24 protein-coding genes, 1 rRNA gene and 1 other annotated feature are annotated in these 22,753 nt (G+C 45.5%); all 25 genes read left to right on the top strand.

The features are described from left to right. Positions 1–6: 6 nt before the first annotated feature. The 25 genes from rrf to rplJ all read left to right on the top strand — a co-directional run bounded on the left by rrf (position 7) and on the right by rplJ (position 22,690). Positions 7–123: ribosomal RNA gene (rrf, locus tag ACN6NF_RS22375) — 5S ribosomal RNA — on the top strand. A gap of 161 nt (positions 124–284) precedes the next feature. Then, entirely contained in the window at positions 285–1,472 is a 1,188-nt protein-coding gene (locus ACN6NF_RS22370; RefSeq protein ID WP_474319608.1) for a GNAT family N-acetyltransferase, read from the top strand. A 538-nt stretch (positions 1,473–2,010) separates the two neighbouring features. Beyond that, complete coding sequence (locus ACN6NF_RS22365; protein ID WP_016818631.1) at positions 2,011–2,475, top strand: CtsR family transcriptional regulator; 465 nt, start codon at positions 2,011–2,013, stop codon at positions 2,473–2,475. Between the two features lie 85 nt (positions 2,476–2,560). Then, positions 2,561–3,085: a UvrB/UvrC motif-containing protein gene (locus ACN6NF_RS22360; protein ID WP_016818632.1), complete on the top strand. Its 525-nt coding sequence runs from the start codon at positions 2,561–2,563 to the stop codon at positions 3,083–3,085. 29 nt (positions 3,086–3,114) lie between these two features. Then, the gene (locus tag ACN6NF_RS22355; RefSeq protein ID WP_474319606.1) at positions 3,115–4,179 is read left to right on the top strand and encodes a protein arginine kinase; all 1,065 of its coding nucleotides are present in this window, start codon (positions 3,115–3,117) and stop codon (positions 4,177–4,179) included. A 44-nt stretch (positions 4,180–4,223) separates the two neighbouring features. Next, a complete protein-coding gene (gene clpC, locus ACN6NF_RS22350; RefSeq protein ID WP_016818634.1) occupies positions 4,224–6,668 on the top strand; it encodes an ATP-dependent protease ATP-binding subunit ClpC in 2,445 nt (814 codons plus the stop codon). Between the two features lie 242 nt (positions 6,669–6,910). Continuing rightward, on the top strand, positions 6,911–8,284 hold the full coding sequence (radA, locus tag ACN6NF_RS22345) for a DNA repair protein RadA (protein WP_474319604.1): 1,374 nt from the start codon (positions 6,911–6,913) through the stop codon (positions 8,282–8,284). Between the two features lie 12 nt (positions 8,285–8,296). Next, complete coding sequence (gene disA / locus ACN6NF_RS22340; RefSeq protein WP_474319603.1) at positions 8,297–9,373, top strand: DNA integrity scanning diadenylate cyclase DisA; 1,077 nt, start codon at positions 8,297–8,299, stop codon at positions 9,371–9,373. Between the two features lie 54 nt (positions 9,374–9,427). After that, the gene (pssA, locus tag ACN6NF_RS22335) at positions 9,428–10,171 is read left to right on the top strand and encodes a CDP-diacylglycerol--serine O-phosphatidyltransferase (protein ID WP_474319601.1); all 744 of its coding nucleotides are present in this window, start codon (positions 9,428–9,430) and stop codon (positions 10,169–10,171) included. Between the two features lie 190 nt (positions 10,172–10,361). Next, positions 10,362–11,447, top strand: a complete 1,086-nt coding sequence (locus tag ACN6NF_RS22330; protein ID WP_474319600.1) for a PIN/TRAM domain-containing protein — start codon at positions 10,362–10,364, stop codon at positions 11,445–11,447. Between the two features lie 70 nt (positions 11,448–11,517). Further along, complete coding sequence (ispD, locus tag ACN6NF_RS22325; RefSeq protein WP_474319598.1) at positions 11,518–12,216, top strand: 2-C-methyl-D-erythritol 4-phosphate cytidylyltransferase; 699 nt, start codon at positions 11,518–11,520, stop codon at positions 12,214–12,216. Further along, the gene (ispF, locus tag ACN6NF_RS22320) at positions 12,213–12,689 is read left to right on the top strand and encodes a 2-C-methyl-D-erythritol 2,4-cyclodiphosphate synthase (protein ID WP_474319597.1); all 477 of its coding nucleotides are present in this window, start codon (positions 12,213–12,215) and stop codon (positions 12,687–12,689) included. Before ispD ends, ispF begins: the two co-directional genes overlap by 4 nt. Positions 12,690–12,728: 39 nt before the next feature. Continuing rightward, positions 12,729–14,189, top strand: coding sequence for a glutamate--tRNA ligase (gltX, locus tag ACN6NF_RS22315; protein WP_474319596.1), 1,461 nt, complete (start codon positions 12,729–12,731; stop codon positions 14,187–14,189). A gap of 480 nt (positions 14,190–14,669) precedes the next feature. Further along, positions 14,670–15,350, top strand: a complete 681-nt coding sequence (gene cysE / locus ACN6NF_RS22310) for a serine O-acetyltransferase (RefSeq protein WP_013373284.1) — start codon at positions 14,670–14,672, stop codon at positions 15,348–15,350. A 24-nt stretch (positions 15,351–15,374) separates the two neighbouring features. Beyond that, positions 15,375–16,772 carry a cysteine--tRNA ligase gene (gene cysS, locus ACN6NF_RS22305; RefSeq protein WP_474319595.1) on the top strand — a complete coding sequence of 466 codons (1,398 nt, stop codon included), beginning with the start codon at positions 15,375–15,377 and terminating at the stop codon, positions 16,770–16,772. Beyond that, complete coding sequence (locus ACN6NF_RS22300; protein WP_474319594.1) at positions 16,769–17,227, top strand: Mini-ribonuclease 3; 459 nt, start codon at positions 16,769–16,771, stop codon at positions 17,225–17,227. The genes cysS and ACN6NF_RS22300 overlap by 4 nt, the downstream gene beginning before the upstream one ends. Positions 17,228–17,283: 56 nt before the next feature. Next, the gene (rlmB, locus tag ACN6NF_RS22295; RefSeq protein ID WP_474319593.1) at positions 17,284–18,030 is read left to right on the top strand and encodes a 23S rRNA (guanosine(2251)-2'-O)-methyltransferase RlmB; all 747 of its coding nucleotides are present in this window, start codon (positions 17,284–17,286) and stop codon (positions 18,028–18,030) included. Between the two features lie 4 nt (positions 18,031–18,034). After that, complete coding sequence (locus ACN6NF_RS22290; RefSeq protein WP_474319592.1) at positions 18,035–18,556, top strand: NYN domain-containing protein; 522 nt, start codon at positions 18,035–18,037, stop codon at positions 18,554–18,556. 162 nt (positions 18,557–18,718) lie between these two features. Beyond that, on the top strand, positions 18,719–19,363 hold the full coding sequence (sigH, locus tag ACN6NF_RS22285; RefSeq protein ID WP_016324748.1) for an RNA polymerase sporulation sigma factor SigH: 645 nt from the start codon (positions 18,719–18,721) through the stop codon (positions 19,361–19,363). Positions 19,364–19,696: 333 nt separating this feature from the next. Next, a complete protein-coding gene (rpmG, locus tag ACN6NF_RS22280) occupies positions 19,697–19,846 on the top strand; it encodes a 50S ribosomal protein L33 (protein ID WP_013373278.1) in 150 nt (49 codons plus the stop codon). A gap of 20 nt (positions 19,847–19,866) precedes the next feature. Beyond that, positions 19,867–20,058, top strand: a complete 192-nt coding sequence (gene secE / locus ACN6NF_RS22275) for a preprotein translocase subunit SecE (protein WP_013312170.1) — start codon at positions 19,867–19,869, stop codon at positions 20,056–20,058. 22 nt (positions 20,059–20,080) lie between these two features. Further along, the gene (gene nusG / locus ACN6NF_RS22270; protein ID WP_007432596.1) at positions 20,081–20,614 is read left to right on the top strand and encodes a transcription termination/antitermination protein NusG; all 534 of its coding nucleotides are present in this window, start codon (positions 20,081–20,083) and stop codon (positions 20,612–20,614) included. Between the two features lie 73 nt (positions 20,615–20,687). After that, on the top strand, positions 20,688–21,113 hold the full coding sequence (gene rplK, locus ACN6NF_RS22265) for a 50S ribosomal protein L11 (protein WP_007432595.1): 426 nt from the start codon (positions 20,688–20,690) through the stop codon (positions 21,111–21,113). Positions 21,114–21,200: 87 nt separating this feature from the next. Then, positions 21,201–21,893: a 50S ribosomal protein L1 gene (rplA, locus tag ACN6NF_RS22260; protein ID WP_007432594.1), complete on the top strand. Its 693-nt coding sequence runs from the start codon at positions 21,201–21,203 to the stop codon at positions 21,891–21,893. A gap of 68 nt (positions 21,894–21,961) precedes the next feature. Next, positions 21,962–22,113: a sequence feature (ribosomal protein L10 leader region), on the top strand. 73 nt (positions 22,114–22,186) lie between these two features. Continuing rightward, entirely contained in the window at positions 22,187–22,690 is a 504-nt protein-coding gene (gene rplJ / locus ACN6NF_RS22255) for a 50S ribosomal protein L10 (protein ID WP_025715687.1), read from the top strand. The last annotated feature ends 63 nt before the right edge of the window (positions 22,691–22,753 follow it).

Genomic DNA, 22,753 nt, shown 5'->3' with positions numbered 1-22,753 from the left:
TTCATGTTTGGTGGCGATAGCGGAGGGGTTCCACACGTACCCATCCCGAACACGACCGTTAAGCCCTCCAGCGCCGATGGTACTTGGACCGCAGGGTCCTGGGAGAGTAGGACGTTGCCAAGCAAAAGTAAAAAGGATGATAACCTTACTGAGGTTATCATCCTTTTTTTGTGCATTTTGTGGATGGACACCTGCCTCTAAGGTTGACAGAGAGAAGAGGCTTTGCGACACTCTAAGTGCGTATTTTTTTAAAGGTCCAAGTATACGAGCGAGGTGATGAAGATATGAAGATCAGACAATTACAACGTGAGGAATTTGAAGCAGCTATTGAATTATCCCAGTATGCTTTTCAATTTACAATGTCCTCGGAGGACCTGGAGAAAGCCAAGAAGAAATTCAAACCAGAGCAAACATGGGGAATCTTCGACGGACACGAATTGACTGCTAAACTGACTTTGTTGCCGTTACAGGTATACATACATGGTCAGGTTTTTGATATGGGAGGTATAGCTGGTGTGGCAACGTGGCCGGAAAAGCGTCGTGGAGGTATGGTTTCACGTTTGTTGACGCATGCGCTTGAAGAGATGAAGACTGCAGGACAAAGCCTTTCTTTTCTGCATCCATTCTCGTTTGCCTTCTATCGTAAGTTTGGATGGGAAACGTATACGGAGTACAAAAAATACGTCATTCCAATTGATAAATTCCCTGCTAAACTTAAAACAGAAGGTGTAGTCAAACGAGATATCAAAAATGTTTTAGAACTGGACCAAGTATATCAATCGTATGCTTTGCGTTACAATGGTACGCTGGTACGAGATAAGGCATGGTGGCAGGAGCGAATTCTAAATGAGAACTATCGAACTGTAGTATACTACACGGATGCAGGCGATCCTCAGGGATATGCACTATACAAACTAGAAGATAAACAATTAAATTGTGATGAGTTGGTATATGAAAATGAGACGGCACGTCGGGCTTTGTGGACTTATTTTGCAAATCATGACTCAATGATAACCCAAGGTAAATTTATTTACGTTCCAGCAGATGACAATCTGTCTTTTTTACTCGATGATCCACGAATTCAACAGGAAACGGTGCCTTATTTTATGGGGCGTATTGTAGATGCGGTTGCTTTTGTGGAGAACTACCCTTTTGAGCAGAGTGGAGAGGAAACAAGTCTGACCTTACATCTGACAGATCGGTATGCTCCTTGGAATGAAGGGGTATGGAGATTAGCGATTACTGCGGAAGGGCATGGACATCTGGACAGAGTGGATACAAGTAATTCACCTGACAATGCCACAGTAGCTGACTTGGAACTGGGGATTCAGTCATTAACAACTTTAATGTTAGGCTACCAGCAGGCTGACGATCTGTATAAGTGGGGGCGTATTAAAGGGAACAGTAAGTCTGTGGCTGCACTTAAACGTGTGATACCAATAAAACAAACGTTTTTATTGGATTTTTTCTGATAAAGGTCCAATTAGGTCTTCTTAATGTCCAACTTTTTTAACTAAATTGGATGCGGGGTATCATAATTACCCAAAACTCTTTCCATAATGGGAAGAGTTTTTTGTTATATGTATAAAACATAATTAGATTGCGAAAAATGGTATTGACCCCTTGGCAAAAATGAAATTTGTGCTATAATACGAATATAGTCAAAGAAAGTCAAAGTCAATCAAGGCCAGTGTGAATCTACAGAGTTATTATGTTGTTGGATTGGTTGTATAAAACAATTTTACAGCAAAGAGGTATAACAATAGCGACATGATTTGCGTATAGTTAGGAGCTACTTCTTATGTACAGAAGAGAAGTGTATGATTTATCGCAAATAAAGGTCACACTAGAAATGAAACGGTACAATTCCAGTGGATGTACAATAAGCAATGGCCTGAGTACAGCTTAGATTCGTGACTTTACCGTTTGGTTAAGTTCAATATACGGCGGACTCTGTGGAGCGTGAAATGTACTTGAATACTTGCGTTTCCGTTAGTGGAGGATGATGAAATGCGCAATGTTTCCGACATTATTGAACAATATTTGAAGAGCATGCTGCTGGAAAGTCCCCAAGGCTTAGTGGAGATTCAGCGCAATGATCTGGCTGATCGCTTTTCCTGCGTGCCGTCGCAAATTAATTATGTAATTAGTACCCGGTTTACGCTGGAAAAGGGTTATGTGGTGGAAAGTAAACGCGGTGGTGGAGGCTACATTCGAATTCAGCGAATTCAATTACCTGCACAGCATGCGATCCATACACACCTTCATCAGAGCATCGGGGAGGAAATTAGCCAATCGGCAGCAGAAGGACTGATTTATCAGTTAGAGGAAGCTCATTTTTTAAGCAAAAGGGAAGCTGGCTTAATAAAGGCTGCTTTATCAAGAGATACATTATTGCTGAAGCTTCCCTATCGTGACCAACTGCGAGCAAGATTGCTTAAGGCTATGCTGATCTCGTTGCTGGCAGCCAAATAGCTTAGTATCCATTAACCAATGAATAGAGATTTGCAATTCAGATGTAGGGATTTGTAAAAATCCTGACGTTGAAGGAGGTGCTTTTATGCTGTGCCAAGAATGTAATATGCGGCCGGCAACTTTGCATTTCACCAAAATTGTGAATGGCGAAAAGACAGAGTTTCATATTTGTGAGACATGTGCGAAGGAAAAAGGGGAGATGATCCCTGGAACACCTAATGGCTTTTCGATTCATAGCTTGTTGTCGGGGATGTTGGATTTTGACTCCAGCACAAAGAGCCAGTCTTCAGGTCACAGTGTTCCCCAAAATCTGCAATGCAAGGATTGCGGTATGACTTATACACAGTTTAGTAAGCTAGGACGCTTTGGATGTCCATCATGCTATCAATATTTTGATAGTCGTCTGGACCCTCTGTTCAAGCGTGTGCATGGTAGTACGAGTCATGTTGGGAAAGTTCCGGTCCGTACTGGAGGCCGATTAAAGGTTAAACGGCAAATTGATGATTTAAAAAAAGAGATGCAACAACACATTGTACAGGAAGAATTCGAATCAGCTGCTGAGCTTAGGGACCAAATCAGAAAGCTTGAAAAAGAAATGACTGAAGAGTAAAGTTTGTGAAGAGTAGGAGGGAATGCGTGATGCCCAATATCCGATTTACGGAAAAGCCGCTAAGTGATTGGATGCGTGGTGATGCTGCGGATTCGGAGATTGTCATTAGCAGCCGGGTAAGAATTGCGCGTAACTTGCAGCATTTTCCTTTTCCCATGCTTGCTACCAATCAGCAATCGGAGGAAGTACTTCAACGCTTAACGGATATCCTTCAGTATGATGATTTGCGTCGTTTTGGTACTTTTCATACCTTGAAAATATCCGAGTTGGATGAGATCGACAAGCAGGTACTGGTTGAGAAGCACTTGATTAGTCCTAATTTGGCGAACGAATCTCGCAACGGTGCTGTGTTGATTAGTGATGATGAATCAGTTAGTGTTATGATAAATGAAGAGGATCATCTGCGTATTCAGTGCTTATATCCGGGATGTCAGGTTCGAGAAGCTTGGGAACGTGCTATGGTCATTGATGATGCATTTGAAGCGCATGTTGATTATGCATTTGATGATCGGAGAGGTTTTCTGACCAGTTGTCCGACGAATGTCGGCACAGGTATGAGAGCTTCGGTGATGATGCATTTGCCTGCATTGGTCATGACTCATCAAATCAATCGTATATTGTCCGCTGTTTCACAGGTGGGTCTTACAGTTCGCGGTATTTATGGTGAAGGCAGCGAAGCAGTTGGAAATTTGTTTCAGGTATCCAATCAGATTACTCTGGGACAAACCGAAGCGGAAATTATCGAGAATCTGCATGGCGTGGTGCTGCAAATTATAGAACACGAACGTTCTGCCAGAGAACGATTGATGAATGAATCCATGCTGCGGATTACAGATCGGGTGATGCGTTCATTCGGTATTTTGTCATATGCAGCAGTTTTGGATTCCAAGGAGGCTGCACAGCGGCTATCCGATGTACGCCTCGGTGTAGATTTAGGGATTTTGGAGCGTCCTTCTATTGCAGCGATGAATGAGCTTAATGTGATGACGCAACCCGGTTTTTTACAAAAAAGCTTTGGGGATAAAATGAACACCGGTGAGCGCGATATGTACCGGGCGAAGCTGATCCGGCAAAAATTAGGCACAACCCTTTAATATATAGAATGATCTGAAATACACACTGTGGAGGTGCAGGATATATGATGTTTGGAAGATTTACGGAACGTGCACAGAAAGTGCTTGCCTTGGCCCAGGAAGAAGCTGTTCGATTGGGACACAACAACATTGGCACAGAGCACATTTTGCTAGGACTCATTCGTGAAGGTGAAGGAATAGCAGCGAAAGCCTTAATCGGTTTAGGGCTGGGACTGGAAAAAATCCAGGATGAAGTGGAAACACTGATTGGACGCGGTCAAGAACAACCGACGAACATTGCCTATACTCCACGTGCCAAAAAAGTCATTGAGCTGTCTATGGACGAAGCACGTAAATTGGGTCATACCTATGTAGGTACCGAGCATATTTTGCTAGGTCTTATTCGTGAAGGTGAAGGCGTAGCAGCACGTGTACTTAACAACCTGGGTATCAGTCTGAACAAAGCGCGTCAGCAAGTGCTTCAATTGCTCGGCAGCAGCGAGGCGGTTTCCAGCCATCACGGTGCTCCAGCTAATGTCAGCACACCAACTCTGGACAGCCTGGCACGCGATCTGACGGCTTCTGCGAAGGAAAACAACCTGGACCCCGTTATTGGGCGCAGCAAGGAAATTGAGCGCGTTATTCAAGTGCTCAGCCGCCGTACAAAGAACAATCCTGTTTTGATCGGTGAACCTGGGGTAGGTAAAACGGCGATTGCCGAAGGATTGGCACAAAAAATCATAGCGAATGAGATTCCCGAAACGTTGCGCGACAAACGCGTAATGACACTCGATATGGGTTCTGTAGTAGCAGGTACTAAGTATCGTGGTGAATTTGAGGATCGCTTGAAGAAGATTATGGACGAGATTCGTCAAGCTGGAAATATCGTATTGTTCATTGATGAACTGCATACACTGATTGGTGCTGGTGGAGCGGAAGGCGCCATTGATGCCTCCAACATTCTTAAACCTGCTTTGGCACGTGGCGAGCTGCAATGTATCGGTGCCACCACGCTGGATGAATATCGCAAATATATTGAGAAAGATGCTGCTTTGGAGCGTCGTTTTCAACCTATTACCGTGGATCAACCTTCTCCGGAAGAAGCGATTCAAATCTTGTATGGTCTGCGCGACCGGTACGAAGCGCATCACCGTGTAAAAATTACTGATGAGGCTATTGAAGCTGCAGTAAGATTGTCAGATCGTTATATTACGGATCGCTTCCTACCGGATAAGGCTATTGACCTTATTGATGAAGCAGGCTCCAAGGTAAGGCTGAATTCCTATACAGTACCGCCAAACCTGAAACAGCTGGAAAACCGTCTGGAGGATATCCGCAAGGAAAAAGATTCAGCGGTACAAAGTCAGGAGTTTGAAAAGGCAGCTGCGCTGCGCGATACAGAACAAAAGATTCGTGAAGAGTTGGATGTCACGAAAAATCAATGGAAAGAACAACAGGGACGTACAGATTCCGAAGTTACACCAGAGGATATCGCTCAGGTTGTTGCCATCTGGACTGGTGTCCCAGTCAGCAAGCTGAAAGAAGAAGAAACACATCGTTTGCTGAATATGGAGCAACTGTTGCATGAACGGGTGATTGGACAGGACGAAGCTGTTAAGGCAGTAAGCCGGGCGATTCGCCGGGCACGCGCGGGTCTGAAAGATCCGAAGCGTCCAATCGGCTCCTTTATTTTCCTCGGTCCAACTGGCGTTGGTAAAACAGAGCTGGCACGCGCCTTGGCTGAATCTATGTTTGGTGATGAAAATGCGGTTATCCGTATTGATATGTCTGAATATATGGAGAAGCACTCCACATCCCGTCTGGTAGGAGCGCCTCCAGGGTACGTTGGATATGAAGAAGGTGGCCAACTGACTGAGAAGGTACGTCGTAAGCCTTACTCTGTTGTGTTGCTGGATGAAATTGAAAAAGCACACCCAGAAGTATTCAATATTCTGCTGCAAGTGTTGGAGGATGGACGTCTGACGGATTCCAAAGGACGTGTTGTTGACTTCCGTAACACACTCATTATCCTAACCTCCAACGTTGGTGCACAGGCGATCAAGCGTAACTCCACGCTTGGCTTTACAGCTGTTGTGGACGCTGGGGCGGATTACGATAACATGAAGGGCAAAGTGATGGATGAACTGAAGAAAAGCTTCCGTCCTGAGTTCTTGAACCGGATAGATGAAATTATCGTTTTCCATTCTCTCGAAGAAAAACATATTGCCGAAATTGTCTCACTCATGTCTGAGGAGCTGCGTAAGCGTCTGAATGAGTATGAGGTTGACTTTGAGTTGACAGACAAGGCTAAAAATTTCCTTGCCAAGGAAGGCTTCGATCCAGCGTATGGTGCGCGTCCATTGCGTCGTGCAATCCAGAAGCATATTGAAGATCGCCTGTCCGAGGAACTGTTGACTGGAAACATTTCTAAAGGCGACTCTCTCTACATTGATGAAGAGAACGGTGCATTGACAGTAACGAAAAAGGATAATGTATCCGCGAAGTCCTAAAGCAGTTTAGTAAATAAAACATTAGAAAAGGGTGTCTCGCAGGCTGGAAAGCTATTGCGAAGGCACCCTTTTTGTGTATGGAACACCTTGAAAGGGTAGGGTAAAAGCTTTGGGAAAGTTTGTGATATTGCTTTACGTCCGCCAAGCTTCAATGGTAAACTTTTATTGTTACAGCTCTTTCAGGTGCTGTGTGAAGATAAATTTGACATCATCGTTGTCAAGAAGGAGCCAGGGAATAAAGTATGGCTAAAGTGAAAACTAAATTTTCCTGTACGGAATGTGGCTATGAATCGCCTAAATGGTACGGAAAATGTCCTGGATGCCAGGCATGGAATTCCATGGTCGAAGAAACGGAAAGCGTTGTAAAAACTCAAGGAATGGGATCTTCCATTCTTACTCATAGCACAAAAGACAAACCGCTTCCTATTATTGAAGTAGAGAGTGGCAAAGAAACACGAATTTTGACCGGAATAGGTGAATTAAATCGTGTACTTGGTGGAGGTGTGGTGCCAGGTTCGCTTGTTCTGGTAGGTGGTGATCCGGGGATCGGCAAGTCTACGCTTATGCTGCAAACCTCTAATGAGCTGGCTTTAACTGGTTTAAAGGTACTGTACGTGTCTGGTGAGGAATCCGTCCGCCAAACGAAGCTACGTGCAGACCGCCTAGGTGCCTTATCTCCCAGTCTATACGTATTATGTGAGACGAATTTGGAGACGATTGAAGAAGCAGTAGACAGTTTGAAGCCAGAGTTTTTGGTCATCGACTCGATACAAACTGTATATTTGCCTGAGGTGACAAGTGCGCCTGGTAGTGTAGCCCAGGTGCGTGAGTGTACTTCACGATTTATGCGGATTGCCAAGGGATTAGGTATTGCTACAGTATTGGTAGGACATGTGACCAAGGAAGGTGCTATTGCAGGTCCGCGTTTGTTGGAGCATATGGTTGATTGTGTACTTTATTTTGAAGGAGAGCGCCATCATACGTATCGGCTGTTGCGTGCGGTTAAGAATCGTTTCGGTTCTACGAATGAAATTGGTATTTTTGAAATGGCCGAAAGTGGTTTGCGTGAGGTGGCGAATCCTTCTGAGCTCTTCCTGTCCGAACGGCCACTGGGGGTGGCTGGTTCCACTGTCGTTGCCAGTATGGAGGGAACCCGGCCTGTGTTGGTTGAACTGCAAGCACTCATTGCGGCTACACATTTTCCATCTCCACGCCGAATGGGTACGGGGATTGACCATCATCGGATGGGATTAATAATAGCCGTACTAGAAAAGCGGATGGGCATGTTTTTGCAAAACCAGGACGCTTATCTCAACGTTGCTGGAGGCGTAAAGCTGGATGAACCAGCGGTGGATTTAGCTATAGCGGTGAGCATTGCTTCCAGCTTTAGGGATGCTCCTACCAAGCCGTACGATGTGATTTTTGGTGAAGTAGGACTGACAGGCGAGGTGCGGGCTGTATCCCGAGCAGAACAGCGAGTGCGAGAAGCAGAGAAATTAGGTTTCAAACGGGTGATCATGCCCGAGAAAAGCTTGAAGGGCTGGACACATCCGAAAGGGATACAAATTATAGGAGTTGGAACGGTGGCAGATGCACTAGCAGCCGCATTAGATTAGGGGGCAATGAGAATGAAGGAAGCGAGCCAACTGGATAAAATGAACGATTTGCTGCGGCTTGTGGCACCGGGAACTCCCTTTCGCGACGGATTGGAAAACGTTTTGCGTGCCAAAACGGGAGCCCTTCTGGTCGTTGGCTATAGCCCGGAAGTAATGGAAGTCGTGGATGGCGGTTTCTCTATTAATTGTGACTTTTCGCCGAACTATTTGTATGAGCTAGCTAAAATGGACGGCGCAATCATATTAAGTGAGGATTTAAAACGAATTTTATATGCTAATACACAATTGATTCCCGATTCCTCCATTTCGTCCATAGAAACAGGGATTCGGCATCGGACGGCGGAACGAGTTGCAAAGCAGACTGGCAAACTGGTTGTGTCTATTTCCCAGCGTCGTAACATTATTACGTTGTATCAGGGGACTTTACGGTATGCGCTCAAGGAAATCGGGGTTATTTTAACGAAAGCTAATCAGGCTATTCAGACGTTAGAAAAATATAGATCCGTATTGGGGCAAGCCTCAACGAATTTAACTGCATCTGAATTCGAAGAACTGGTTACCATGCCGGAGGTCGTTAATGTCATTCAACGGATCGAAATGGTGCTGCGCATCAAAATGGAGATCAAACGGTTTATTAACGAGCTTGGGAATGAGGGCAGGCTGATCAGCATGCAGATGGAGGAGCTTGTCAGCAATATTGAGGAAGAAGCTTGGTTGTTGTATAAGGATTATGCCAAAGACGACAGCGACGAGAAGATTCGTGAAATTATATTGGGACTCAAACGTTCTACAGACGACGAATTACTGGATGTGAATCATATTGTACGTTTATTAGGCTACCCTTCTTCAGCAGCGACATCAGAAGAATATATTGCTGCACGCGGCTATCGGGTGCTGAACAAAATACCTCGTTTGCCTAATGTAATTATTCATAATCTGGTGGAACGATTTGAACGTTTTCCACATGTCATGACAGCAACGATTGAAGAACTGGATGAAGTGGATGGTATAGGAGAGGTTCGGGCGCGTACGATTAAAGAAGGGCTTAAACGTTTGCAGGAACAAGTTTTCATTGACAGACAAATGTAAATGTAATACAGTGAAAGGATTATAATGGAACAATTCATACATTGAGGTGAAGAGATGATTACCAAATCAATTCCGAACATGTGTACCTTGGGTAACTTGTTTCTCGGAATGATCGCCATTTTATTGGCCGTAGACGGAAAATACAGTCTTGCCGCTATTATGGTTATTGTCGCCATGTTGTTGGACGGACTGGATGGAAGGATGGCCCGGGCCCTCAATGCCCAGAGCGAATTCGGTAAAGAACTGGACTCCTTATCAGATATGATATCTTTTGGTGTTGCTCCCGCAGTTATTATGTACTTGGTTGCTTTTCACGATGCGAATTCGGCTCTAGCTTGGACGGTTACAGCCATTTTTCCGATGTGCGGAGCATTGCGTTTGGCTCGCTTTAACGTACGTCCCGGTGTACCAGGTTATTTCACAGGTTTGCCCATTCCGGCAGCAGGTGGAGTATTAGCCACTTTGTCCTTATTCCATAACGAGATTTCTTTGTTATACATGTCGATTGCTATGTTGCTAGTCTCTTATTTGATGGTTAGCTCCATGAGATATCCGAATTTCAAAAAGGTCGGCCTTCCGAAAAAAGCGATCTGGGTTGCTCCATGGGTTGTAATTGCAGCGGTGATTCTGGCTGTTAAATTTCCCGATCAGCTGTCGAAGCTGATTTTTGTGCCACTAGTGCTATATGCATTGTACGGTATGAAGCTGAACATTCGGAAGCTATCACGCAGACGTGGACGTGAGCGGGATCGTTCTAAGGAAGAACAGGACGACCAATATCGTCATTCGCAACGTTAGTGTCAGACAAGAATTAGAAGAAGCATTTATTTCCTTGATTCATTCAGGGAGATAAATGCTTTTTTTATGCATAAAAAATGAAAACACAGGGTTAGTTATGTGGGAAATGGATCATACTGGTAAGGAAAGTGCTATGTATCCAATAAATAGCAGACTATTGAAAAGAAAATAAAGGAGGTATAGAGACTCAATGTGGAGAAAGGCTATTTTAACTTTTACAGGATTGTGCGGCGCGTGGTTTGGCTATACGTTATACCAGCGGATAGGAGGCTTCGTATCGTGGATGCCACAATGGTTGAGTGATGGTTCTTTACCAGGGGTGGCTGTTTGGATGTTAGCGGGAGCGGTACTATTTATGGCTGGCTGCTCATTCGCAGGGGCATCCGTGGCGAATCGATTGCAGCAGGGTATTGAAGGCTTGGTACGAATTCCGATGAATGAGATGATGGCAGGTGTGATGGGCTTAGCGGTGGGGCTGATCCTTTCCTTGGCAGTTTACCCACTCTTATCAGGGTTGGGGGCACCTGGTTTACTTATCCAGACCGCGGTTACCTTGGTATGCGGATATGTGGGATTAATGGTTGGGCTAGAAAAACGAGACGAGCTGTCATCCTTTTGGAGTTCAGGCTTTTTTGGTCGAGGAACGGATGTAGAAGAACGCAAGCTGGAGGAACATAAAATTTTGGACACCAGCGTCATTATAGATGGACGTATTGCGGATATCTGCAAGACAGGTTTTATTGAAGGAACCATTGTGATTCCTGAATTTGTGTTGGAGGAGCTTCAGCATATCGCAGATTCTTCAGATTTACTTAAGCGTAACCGTGGGCGGCGGGGTCTGGATATTTTGAATAAAATCCAAAAAGAGCTAGATGTGAATGTGCTGATTTATGAGGGAGATTTTGAGGAAATTTCAGAGGTCGACAGTAAGCTGGTTAAGCTTGCAAAGGTGTTGCAGGGTAAAGTTGTAACTAATGATTTTAACCTGAATAAAGTATGCGAACTTCAAGGTGTGTCTGTGCTGAACATCAATGATTTGGCGAATGCAGTGAAGCCTGTCGTACTGCCTGGTGAGGAGATTATGGTACAGATTATCAAAGACGGCAAGGAGCATGGGCAGGGTGTGGCTTATCTGGATGATGGTACGATGATTGTTGTAGAGGGTGGACGTGACTATATTGGCTCTCTCATGGAAGTACTGGTCACAAGCGTACTTCAGACCTCTGCGGGTCGCATGATCTTTGCTAAACCGAAATTATTGGAAAAAGCTCAATAAACGAGGTATGATGAAGTAGATGTGTTATCATACGGATCGTCCAAGTGCGATCAGGGCAGGAGTTATTTGAATGAATAATCAGGTAGGAGTCGTGATTGTGGCGGCCGGGCGCGGCTCCCGTATGGGAACGCAGGAGAGCAAGCAATTTCTGCTTTTGCGAGACAAGCCCATCTTCATACATACACTTGAAATATTCGCAGCAATACCTGAAGTGGATGAAATGGTGATGGTTACTGGTGCTGGAGATGTGGAACGCTGCAGAGACTGGATTCATCAATACAAGATTGGTAAAAATGTACGGGTGGTGGCTGGTGGCAGTGAACGCCAGCATTCGGTTTATCGCGGTTTGCGCCACTTGCAAACAGATTGGGTGATGGTGCATGATGGTGTGCGTCCACTGATTCAACCTGAGCTTGTACGTTCATGCCTGGAGGCTGCTCAGCGTACTGGTGCTTCTGTAGCGGCAGTACCTGTAAAGGATACGATCAAGCAAGTGAACGGGGATGGTATCATTACAGCAACGCCGGATCGCCGAAGTCTGTGGAGTATTCAAACGCCACAGACTTTTCGTCTTTCCGATCTGCTGCGGGCCTATGAGGAAGCGGAGCAGGCAGGATTTTTGGGGACAGATGATTCTATGTTGGTGGAGCGGCTAGGCATTCCGGTTACTGTCGTTCAAGGCAGCTACAAGAACATCAAAATTACTACGCCTGAGGATTTGGAGATGGCGGCGTTATGGGTAAAGACAGAGGGAGAGGATATCAAATGATCAGAGTGGGGCAAGGATTTGACGTCCACCAGCTGGTGGAAGGAAGGCCATGCATCATCGGAGGCGTAAATATTCCGTATGAAAAAGGTTTACTGGGTCATTCCGATGCAGACGTGTTGCTGCATGCCATTAGCGATGCTATCCTGGGTGCGCTTGGTTTGGGAGACATCGGAAAGCATTTTCCAGATAACGACCCTGAATTTAAGGATGCGGATAGTCTTAAGCTACTAGAGCATGTGTGGGGGCTGGCTAAAGAGCAGGGATATCGATTGGGGAACATCGATTCTACGATTATTGCGCAAAAGCCCAAGATGGCGTCGTACATCCCGCAGATGAATGAAATCATCGCCCGGGTGCTGGAAGCAGAGGAGTCATCCCAGGTAAATGTCAAGGCGACGACGACAGAGCAACTCGGGTTTGCCGGGCGAGGCGAGGGAATCGCGGCTCAGTCGATTGTCTGTCTAATCAAGTAAATGCTATCATCTTGAGTAATTCTATTTGGAGGAGATTATATGAGCACGGAAGTTCGTGTACGCTATGCACCAAGTCCAACAGGACATCTGCATATTGGAAATGCTAGAACGGCATTATTTAATTATTTGTTTGCCCGCAATCAAGGTGGGAAATTTATCATTCGCATCGAAGACACAGATGTGAAGCGCAATATAGAGGGTGGAGAAGAAAGCCAGCTTAAATATTTGAAATGGTTGGGTATGGACTGGGATGAAAGTATAGATGTGGGCGGCGAGTTTGGACCTTATCGCCAGACCGAACGCTTGGACATTTACAAAACATACTGGCAGGATTTGCTGGATCGTGGTTTGGCATACCGCTGTTATTGCACGGAAGAAGAGCTTGAACGCGAGCGTGAAGAACAGATGGCACGTGGGGAGACACCACGTTACTCAGGAAAACACCGTGATTTAACAGAAGAACAGTGCCAAGCATTTGAAGCAGAGGGTCGTGTACCAAGTATTCGTTTTCGCGTACCAGAAGATCGAGAATATACGTTTGACGATATGGTTAAAGGTCAAATTACGTTTAATTCCAAAGAAAGCGGCGATTTTGTTATCGTCAAAAAAGACGGTATTCCGACATATAACTTCGCTGTAGCGGTTGACGACTACTTAATGAAAATATCGCATGTACTACGGGGCGAGGATCATGTGTCCAATACACCGCGGCAGTTGATGATTTTTGAAGCTCTCGGTTGGGAGCCTCCACGCTTTGGTCATATGACGCTGATCGTGGGCGAGGATCACAAAAAGCTCAGCAAACGAAATGAATCCATTATTCAGTTCATGGAGCAGTACGATAAGCTGGGCTATCTGCCGGAAGCTATATTCAATTTTATTGCACTGTTGGGCTGGTCTCCGGAAGGGGAGGAAGAGATCTATGATCGGGAACAACTAATTTCGATTTTCGATCCTAATCGCTTGTCCAAAAGCCCAGCTGTATTTGATACGAACAAGCTTGCTTATTTGAATAATCATTATATTAAAAAAGCTGATCCTGAGCGGATTGCTAGCATGGCAATTCCACATTTGCAGGCAGCAGGGTTGTTGCCAAATGAATTATCCGCGGAACAACAGGATTGGGCTAAAGCTCTTGTCCGCTTATACCAAGAACAAATGACTTCAGCGTCTGATATTGTAGCGTTGTCTGAGTTGTTCTTCCGTTCACATCTGGAGCTGGACGCCGATGCAGCGGCTGTCCTGGCCGAAGATCAGGTTCCTGATGTACTTAGAGCCTTTGCGGGTAAGGTTGAAACGAGCGAGGAATTTACGGCTTCACAAATGGCCAAGCTGATCAAGGAAGTGCAAAAGGAAACTGGTTTTAAGGGGAAACAGCTGTTCATGCCGATTCGTGTGGCCTTAACAGGTCAAACTCATGGACGGGATCTGAATGAGACTATCTATTTGCTTGGACGTGACAAGGTGTTGGACCGTCTTAAGGCACAAATTAAAGGCTGATATTTCTTGTCAATTTGTTGTCTTTTCGCTATAATGACTCCATTGATATGGATTATACTTACGTGTAAAGGCTGCGAACAGGAGAAGTACACTGCATAAGGGCATCTGCCAGAGAGGACGGTCGAGGGGAAACCCCAGGCTGAGAACCGTCTAGATGACCTGCGGAGGAAATGCGCCTGGGAGCCGTGCGCCCGAACCCTCGTTAGCCTACAATGCTAATGTGGCAAGGGCTTGCCGATTCGTTCCCGTTACAGGACGCCAAAGACGGACCTTTCTGCTTTTTTTGTAGCAGATATGTTCGAAGCAGAGTGGGACCACGTATATGCGTCTCTGCAGCCTAGGCTGCGGAGGCGCTTTTTCATTTTTATCAGATTCAGACTCGCTGTAGACTGAAAATTGTCGAAGAATGCTGGTGACTACGAAAATTGGCGAAATGTGAAGTGTGATGCGGCAAGGATATGGAGGGAATAGGAGGGCGACATGTTCAGGCATTTCAAATCCGATATTCAAACTGTTTTGGATAATGATCCGGCCGCCCGGAGTAAGCTGGAAGTCATTTTTACGTATTCTGGCGTTCATGCCCTTTGGGCACACCGAATTGCACATTGGTTTTATTTGCGAAAGTGGTGTACTCTAGCCCGTGTTATATCCCAGGTATCGAGGTTTATGACAGGAATTGAAATTCATCCTGGCGCTCGTATCGGAGATCGGCTGTTCATTGACCACGGCATGGGTGTTGTCATTGGCGAAACCTGTGAAATTGGCGATGATGTCGTATTGTATCAGGGGGTTACTCTTGGAGGAACTGGAAAAGAGAAAGGGAAGCGCCACCCCACCATTGGGAATAATGTCGTTATAGGCTCCGGTGCAAAAATATTGGGTTCATTTACGATTGGGGCGCAATCCAATATTGGCTCCAACTCGGTTGTGCTAAAAGAAGTTCCGCCAAACAGTACGGTAGTGGGTATCCCCGGGCGAGTGGTCAGACAGGATGGCAGACGTCCAGATCGACTTAGTCACCAGTTGCCTGACCCGGTCGTCGATTCCATACGGTCTCTTCAAATGGAAATAGAACGATTACGAGCAGAATTGTCTGATTTGAAGGAGGAGCAATCTGCTCAGAAACATCAGGTGACCCAAGAGAATAAATTACAAGGATAATTTTCATGAGGGAGGAACATAACGATGTCGCTTCAAATTTATAATACAATGACAAGGAGCCGGGAGCCTTTTGTGCCACTGGAGCCTGGAAAGGTTAAAATGTATGTATGTGGTCCTACAGTGTATGATTACATTCATATTGGTAATGCACGACCTGTAATTGTGTTCGACGTGGTACGCAGCTACTTGGAGTATTTGGGCTATGATGTAAACTATGTGGTGAATTTTACGGACGTTGATGATAAGTTGATCCGCAAAGCTCGGGAACTTAATATGGAAGTTCCGGCAGTTGCCGAGAAGTTTATTGCTGCCTATCATGAGGATCTGACAGGATTGAATGTTCCTGCTGCCAGCATAAATCCTCGTGTAACCGAAAGCATGGATCTGATTATTGATTTTATCAAGGACCTGGTAGACAAAGGCTATGCCTACGAGAATGATGGTGATGTCTTCTACCGGACCAAAATGTTCAAAGACTACGGACAGCTGTCAGGCCAAAATTTGGAGGAACTCCAGTTTGGGATTCGCATCAATGTGGATGAACGCAAGGAGAATGCCGAGGATTTTGTACTCTGGAAAGCAGCGAAACCGGGAGAAATTTACTGGTCAAGTCCTTGGGGGGATGGACGCCCAGGCTGGCATATCGAATGCTCTGCTATGGCTCGTCACTATTTGGGGGATACATTGGACATTCATGGAGGCGGACAGGATCTGCAATTTCCGCATCATGAATGTGAATGCGCACAATCCGAAGTCGTCACAGGTAAACCATTATCACGCTACTGGATGCATAACGGATATATTCGCATAGATAATGAAAAAATGTCGAAATCACTCGGTAACGGTATTCTGGTTAAAGATCTGCGGGCTCGTCACAAGCCCGAAGCTTTACGTTATTTTATGCTGTCGACACATTACCGCAATCCTTTAAACTACAACCAAGAGACGATGAGTCAGGCGGAGAATAGTGTCGAACGGATTGCGAATGCAGTCGCCAACGTAAAGCATCGTTTAGCCATTGCTTTAGAAGGAGAAGTGTCGGCTGAGCTGCAAATGAAGCTTGACGGGATATTACGGCAATTCGAGGAAAAAATGAATGATGATTTCAATACACCTGATGCCATTACTGCGGTATTCGAGTGGGTCAGCGAAGCCAATCTTTTGTTGCAGCGTGATGTTGTCAATCAGGCGGAACTACAGGCTGTGCTGCAAACCTTCCACTCGATGAATAGTGTACTTCGCATTTATTCAGAACCGAGTGAAGAACTGCTGGATGACGAAATAGAGCAGTTAATTGCAGAACGTGTCGAAGCTCGTAAAACCAAAAATTGGGGTAGAGCGGACGAAATTCGCGATCTATTGGCTGCTAAAGGTATTGTGCTTGAAGATACGGCGCAGGGGATGCGGTGGCGGCGGAAATGAGTGATAATCCATTGAACTCAGGAGCTGTGGAAGGCGCGGGAAACTGGTTTCCGTATCCTGCGTCCAAGCCGGCTCGCTTGATGCCCCCCATTGCGTTAGCTTACATTGGTGATGCAGTGTATGAGGTGGCTGTCCGGCAATATCTGTTGGCACAGCCCAACCTGCGTCCCAATCATTTACATCGACGAGCTACAAAGCTAGTCTCCGCCAAGGCACAGAGCCGTATGTTGGGATTGCTAGAAACGGTGCTGACGGATGAAGAACGTGATATTGTCCGACAAGGGAGAAATGCCAAATCAGGGAGCCTGCCCAAAAATGCTGATGTGCTTGAGTATCGGCATGCCACGGCGCTGGAAGGCTTGATTGGTTATCTTTACTGTGATGGACATTTGGACAGATTGAGAGAGTTGGTTACGTACGGAATTGCACAAATGGAAAATACCGAAAAAACATAAATTGGGAACGGGTTGAATAGGTTTGTATTTGACCGTTTTCCGGGAGGAAGCTAGAGATGGAAGAAGAATGGATTGCCGGTAAGCACTCGGTAACAGAGGCGCTGCGTTCAGGCAGGACGATAAATAAAATATGGATTGCGGATAATGCACAAAAGCATTTGACACTGCCGATTACGGCTGAAGCGAAAAAAGAAGGAATCATTGTCTTGCAGGTGGACAAGCGTAAGCTCGACCAAATGGTTCCAGGCATTCAGCATCAGGGAGTGGTTGCGCAAGCTGCGCCTTTTGCCTATGCTGAAGTGGAAGATTTGCTTGCTAGTGCTCGTGCTAAGGGAGAAGAGCCGTTTTTGATTTTGTTGGATGAGATTGAAGACCCTCATAACTTGGGCTCCATCCTTCGTACGGCGGACTGCACTGGAGCACACGGTATAATAGTGCCGAAAAGGCGTTCAGCAGCTGTAACTGTAACGGTGTCTAAAACATCGGCAGGTGCTGTAGAATATGTCCCAGTGGCGCGTGTAAGCAATCTGGGACAAACCATTGACCGTCTTAAAGAAGAAGGTGTATGGGTAGTTGGCACGGATGTTACAGCAACCGATCCCGTCTTTGGGAATGGAGTATTTACCGGTCCTGTAGCGATTGTCATTGGTAACGAAAATAAAGGAATGGGCCGTTTGATCCGTGAGAAATGTGATGTACTCGTCAAGTTGCCAATGGCGGGACAAATCAATTCCCTCAATGCTTCTGTAGCTGCAGGTGTCGTCATGTACGAAGTCTTGCGCGGTCGACAGGCACGGGTCTAACGATATGGCTGACACGCGGGATGTTCTGCTTGTGGACGGTTACAACATGATTGGAGCCTGGCCCGAACTTTCCGCACTGGTACAATCTGGTATGCAGGAAGCGAGGGACAGACTTCTTGAACGACTGGCGGATCATCAGGCGTATTCGGGCAGAAGAGTCATTGTCGTGTTTGATGCTTACAGGGTGCCAGGATTAGGTAAAACCTTTGCCCAGAGCAAAGTCCAGATTTATTTTACGAGAGAAAAAGAGACAGCCGACGAGTGCATCGAGCGATTGGTTCGGGAGCTGAGCAGCAAGAGGAGAAGCATTTACGTAGCGACAAGTGATCAGGTCGAGCAGCATGTGGCCTTTGGTCAGGGAGCACTCAGAGTATCGGCACGAGAATTACTGATTGAGATTGAGGAATCTGAATGGGAAGTTCAGAAGCGAATTCAGCAGGATAACGCCAAATTGTCCCGCAACTCGTTGGACGCCAAACTGAGTCCGGAGCTTCGAAAGCTGTTCGAACGATGGAGAAGAGAATAGCCCAACAATTGGGATACTCTCCATTTTGAAACCATTGACAATTTTGTTAGCGCTCTTCTTTTTTAGGTTGTTGTGGTTGACGGTATCAGGTTACATCGCGTATACTTGTCGTATATTTGAGAGAGTAACGGGTACCTTGCGTTGCAGCCGGAGGGATTGTTAGTGAGTGTGGACCTCAAAGATATCATGTTGTCAAAGTTTGATTACAAAAATGATGAAGACATTGTCGGAGCAGTCCATGAAGGTGATGGGGAAGCGCTGGAGTTTCTGATTAACAAATACCGGAACTTTGTGCGGGCCAAGGCCAGATCCTACTTCCTGATTGGTGCTGATCGCGAGGATATTATTCAGGAGGGCATGATTGGTCTCTACAAATCCATTCGTGATTTTAAGGGAGACAAGCTTGCTTCGTTCAAGGCTTTCGCCGAGTTGTGCATTACACGACAGATTATTACGGCAATTAAGACGGCTACACGACAAAAGCACATTCCTCTGAACTCTTACGTATCTCTGGACAAGCCCATCTATGATGAAGAGTCAGACCGGACGTTGCTCGATGTGATTTGCGGAACACAAGTAAGTGACCCTGAAGAGCTGATTATCAATCAGGAGGAGTTTGTGGGTCTTGAGGACAAAATGTCCGAGATTCTGAGCGAGCTAGAACGCAAGGTACTTATGTTGTATCTGGACGGACGTTCGTATCAGGAGATTGCTGAAGATCTGGATCGTCATGTGAAATCCATTGATAACGCGCTGCAACGGGTCAAGCGTAAACTTGAAAAGTACCTGGAAGTAAGGGATAGTTGAAAGTAGAGGCTGACATGGAAAAGGCTCGAGTTTGAGTCTTTTTTTATTCGTTTTGGGTAAGCTGTGCAGGTTTATAAGTGTTGTAAATGATTTATACTAAAAAAGATGAATAATAGATATCGCTTTGATTTTGAAGCAGTATTTCAGAGAAATGCTTCAAAGGATGGACAGATGTAAAAATGCACCACAACCGGGACTGCGAAATGTATGCAAACATTCGTTGACATGGAAAACCCCGTGTGATAAAGTGTTTTAGGTAGGCCTAAATTCGCGGTTTTTTTTAGGATCAATTATGAGACTTCCGGTGTTGGATGTCTTCGGGAGGTGCACATCATGCGGGTAATTATTACTTTGGCTTGTACAAATTGCAAACAAAGAAATTACACAACGACGAAAAACAAGCGTAATCACCCCGACCGCATGGAGATGAAGAAATTCTGTAAGTCCTGTAACGAACAGACTTCTCATCGGGAAACCAGATAGTTTTTGGAGGTGTAGTCGGCGTGAAACGCAGTTTCAAGTCTCTGTTTTCCTTTTTCTCTGAAAGCTGGGCTGAACTCAAGAAAGTTCGCTGGCCCAATCGTAAAGAACTGACCAACTATACGCTGATTGTCATAGGGACGATTGCGTTCGTCACGATTTATTTTTGGGTTCTCGATATCGGCATTTCCGCTGTGATCGAAGCGATTATCTAGGAAGGGTTCCAGGTGGCTTGATATGGAAAAAAGATGGTACGTCGTTCATACCTATTCAGGGTATGAGAACAAAGTCAAAGCCAATTTGGAAAAACGCGTTGAGTCCATGGGCATGGAAGACAAGATATTCCGTGTTCTTGTTCCTATGGAAGAAGAACTGGTAACCAAGGACGGTAAGAAAAAAACCGTTATGCGTAAAGTCTACCCTGGTTATGTCTTGGTCGAAATGGTCCAAACTGATGATTCTTGGTATGTTGTACGCAACACACCAGGTGTTACGGGATTTGTAGGGTCGACAGGCTCGGGTTCCAAGCCGACGCCATTGCTTCCAGAAGAAGTTGAACAGATTCTGAAGCATATGGGCATGGTAGAGCCGAAACCGAAGATTGAATTCGATGTTAAGGAATCCGTGCGAATTAAAGTTGGTCCTTTTGCGAATTTTGTGGGCTCCGTGGAAGAAATTTTGGTTGAGAAGAGCAAGCTTAAGGTTCACGTCAACATGTTTGGACGGGAAACCCCGCTTGAGTTGGATTATACTCAAGTGGAGAAAATATAGATTTTTCTTACAGGTTTCTTGTGGGAGGATCAATAGGTCCGTCTACCACTATTGAGTCAAGGAGGTGTCATCCATGGCAAAAAAGGTAATTAAAATGGTAAAACTGCAGATTCCTGCAGGGAAAGCTAATCCAGCGCCTCCAGTAGGTCCAGCTTTGGGTCAAGCAGGTGTCAACATTATGGCATTCTGTAAAGAGTTCAATGCTCGTACTGCTGATCAAGCAGGCCTGATTATTCCGGTTGAAATTTCGGTATTTGAGGATCGTTCTTTTACGTTCATCACCAAAACTCCACCGGCTGCTGTTCTGTTGAAAGTTGCTGCTAAAATCGAAAAAGGTTCCGGTGAACCGAATAAAACGAAAGTTGCAACTGTAAATCGCGCTGCTGTTCGTCAAATTGCAGAGCAAAAAATGCCTGACCTTAACGCAGCTTCCGTAGAATCGGCAATGCGTATGGTTGAAGGTACTGCTCGCAGCATGGGTATCACCATCGTAGATTAATTTTATTAATCTACGTGTGCCGGCAGTTTGACTGTCCGGTAAGTGTGGGAGGAATATCCGCTAATACCACATAAGGAGGAAAACATTATGGCTAAACATGGTAAGAAGTACCTGGAAGCTGCTAAGCTGATTGACAGCGAAGCAACTTATGAGCCTTTGGAAGCCGTTGAATTGGTGAAAAAGGCTGCAACTGCTAAATTCGACGAAACCGTTGAAGCTGCAGTTCGTCTGGGCGTAGATTCCCGTAAACAAGACCAGGCTGTTCGTGGTGTTGTTGTCCTGCCACATGGTACGGGTAAAACACAACGCGTTCTGGTATTTGCAAAAGGTGACAAAGTGAAAGAAGCGGAAGCGGCTGGCGCTGATTTTGTTGGTGATCAAGATATGATCAACAAGATTCAACAAGGCTGGTTCGAATTCGACGTCTGCGTTGCGACACCTGATATGATGAGTGAGGTTGGTAAACTGGGTCGTTTGCTTGGTGGTAAAGGTTTGATGCCTAACCCTAAAGCCGGCACAGTTACTTTCGACGTTGCCAAGGCTGTTCAAGAAATTAAAGCTGGTAAAATCGAATACCGTCTCGACAAAGCAGGTCAAATTCACGCACCAATCGGCAAAGCATCTTTCAGTGCTGAACAACTGAACGAAAACCTTAAAGCCTTGATTGAAGCCTTGAACCGTGCGAAGCCAGCGGCTGCTAAAGGTGTATACCTGAAGAATATCGCTATTTCTTCGACTATGGGACCAAGTGCACGTGTGAACGCATCTGTTTACAGATAATATTTTGGTTGACATGTTCAATCAAATTTGTTATTCTGTAAAAGTTGTGAGTCCTTGTGACTGACCGTTAAAGTTGAATATGCTTACCGTAGACAGTAGGTGCCTTCGGGCTTAATTTCCTACCGAGGTGTTATGATAGAACGTTTCATGCGACGGGCTTGTCCCGTCCATGTGGATTTATCAAGCCTTCGTACTCTACGGAGGCTTTTTTCATGCTCAAGAAAACGACTTTGGTAGAGCACCAGAATGGGTGTTTCGAACAAAGTAGATAAATTGATCAGGAGGTGTACAGTTTGGCAAATGCAAAGGTGATTCAAGCAAAACAAGAAGCTGTTGAAGTTGTAGCTGCAAAATTGCGCGAGAGCGTAACAACTGTGGTTGCAGACTATCGCGGTCTGAATGTTGCCCAAGTAACTGAGCTGCGTAAGCAGCTTCGCGAAGCCGGAATCGAATTTCAAGTGCTGAAAAACACACTGCTCCGCCGTGCAACTGCGGCAGCAGAATTGACTGAACTGGACGCAGTATTGACAGGTCCTACTGCAATCGCGTTCGGCAAAGATGATGCAGTGTCTGCAGCTAAAATCTTGAACGATTTCGCTAAGAAAAACAATGCATTGGAACTGAAAGGTGCAGTTGTAGAAGGTCGTGTGATCGGTGTTGAGGAAATCAAAGCACTGGCAGAACTGCCATCCCGCGAAGGTCTCCTTTCCATGCTCCTCAGCGTGCTTCAAGCTCCTATGCGCAACTTCGCGCTTGCAGTTAAAGCTGTTGCAGAAAAAGAAGAGCAAAGCGCTTAAGTTTGGAATTAAACCTGCTGTATAGCAGTTAAGAACAAAAAAATACGAATTTAAATGGAGGTT

This window comes from Paenibacillus sp. TSM33 (assembly GCF_056099025.1).
This window is presented reverse-complemented; position numbering and strand designations above follow the sequence as displayed.

Bases quoted from the DNA above. Each gene is read 5' to 3' on its own strand.
- rlmB (WP_474319593.1), top strand. From the start codon at position 17,284: ATGGAAGAAGAATGGATTGCCGGTAAGCACTCGGTAACAGAGGCGCTG.
- cysE (WP_013373284.1), top strand. From the start codon at position 14,670: ATGTTCAGGCATTTCAAATCCGATATTCAAACTGTTTTGGATAATGAT.
- ACN6NF_RS22370 (WP_474319608.1), top strand. From the start codon at position 285: ATGAAGATCAGACAATTACAACGTGAGGAATTTGAAGCAGCTATTGAA.
- ACN6NF_RS22330 (WP_474319600.1), top strand. From the start codon at position 10,362: ATGTGGAGAAAGGCTATTTTAACTTTTACAGGATTGTGCGGCGCGTGG.
- disA (WP_474319603.1), top strand. From the start codon at position 8,297: ATGAAGGAAGCGAGCCAACTGGATAAAATGAACGATTTGCTGCGGCTT.
- cysS (WP_474319595.1), top strand. From the start codon at position 15,375: ATGTCGCTTCAAATTTATAATACAATGACAAGGAGCCGGGAGCCTTTT.
- ACN6NF_RS22360 (WP_016818632.1), top strand. From the start codon at position 2,561: ATGCTGTGCCAAGAATGTAATATGCGGCCGGCAACTTTGCATTTCACC.
- nusG (WP_007432596.1), top strand. From the start codon at position 20,081: ATGGAAAAAAGATGGTACGTCGTTCATACCTATTCAGGGTATGAGAAC.
- pssA (WP_474319601.1), top strand. From the start codon at position 9,428: ATGATTACCAAATCAATTCCGAACATGTGTACCTTGGGTAACTTGTTT.
- ispF (WP_474319597.1), top strand. From the start codon at position 12,213: ATGATCAGAGTGGGGCAAGGATTTGACGTCCACCAGCTGGTGGAAGGA.
- clpC (WP_016818634.1), top strand. From the start codon at position 4,224: ATGATGTTTGGAAGATTTACGGAACGTGCACAGAAAGTGCTTGCCTTG.
- ispD (WP_474319598.1), top strand. From the start codon at position 11,518: ATGAATAATCAGGTAGGAGTCGTGATTGTGGCGGCCGGGCGCGGCTCC.
- gltX (WP_474319596.1), top strand. From the start codon at position 12,729: ATGAGCACGGAAGTTCGTGTACGCTATGCACCAAGTCCAACAGGACAT.
- ACN6NF_RS22300 (WP_474319594.1), top strand. From the start codon at position 16,769: ATGAGTGATAATCCATTGAACTCAGGAGCTGTGGAAGGCGCGGGAAAC.
- ACN6NF_RS22290 (WP_474319592.1), top strand. From the start codon at position 18,035: ATGGCTGACACGCGGGATGTTCTGCTTGTGGACGGTTACAACATGATT.
- rplK (WP_007432595.1), top strand. From the start codon at position 20,688: ATGGCAAAAAAGGTAATTAAAATGGTAAAACTGCAGATTCCTGCAGGG.
- ACN6NF_RS22365 (WP_016818631.1), top strand. From the start codon at position 2,011: ATGCGCAATGTTTCCGACATTATTGAACAATATTTGAAGAGCATGCTG.
- radA (WP_474319604.1), top strand. From the start codon at position 6,911: ATGGCTAAAGTGAAAACTAAATTTTCCTGTACGGAATGTGGCTATGAA.
- rpmG (WP_013373278.1), top strand. From the start codon at position 19,697: ATGCGGGTAATTATTACTTTGGCTTGTACAAATTGCAAACAAAGAAAT.
- rplA (WP_007432594.1), top strand. From the start codon at position 21,201: ATGGCTAAACATGGTAAGAAGTACCTGGAAGCTGCTAAGCTGATTGAC.
- ACN6NF_RS22355 (WP_474319606.1), top strand. From the start codon at position 3,115: ATGCCCAATATCCGATTTACGGAAAAGCCGCTAAGTGATTGGATGCGT.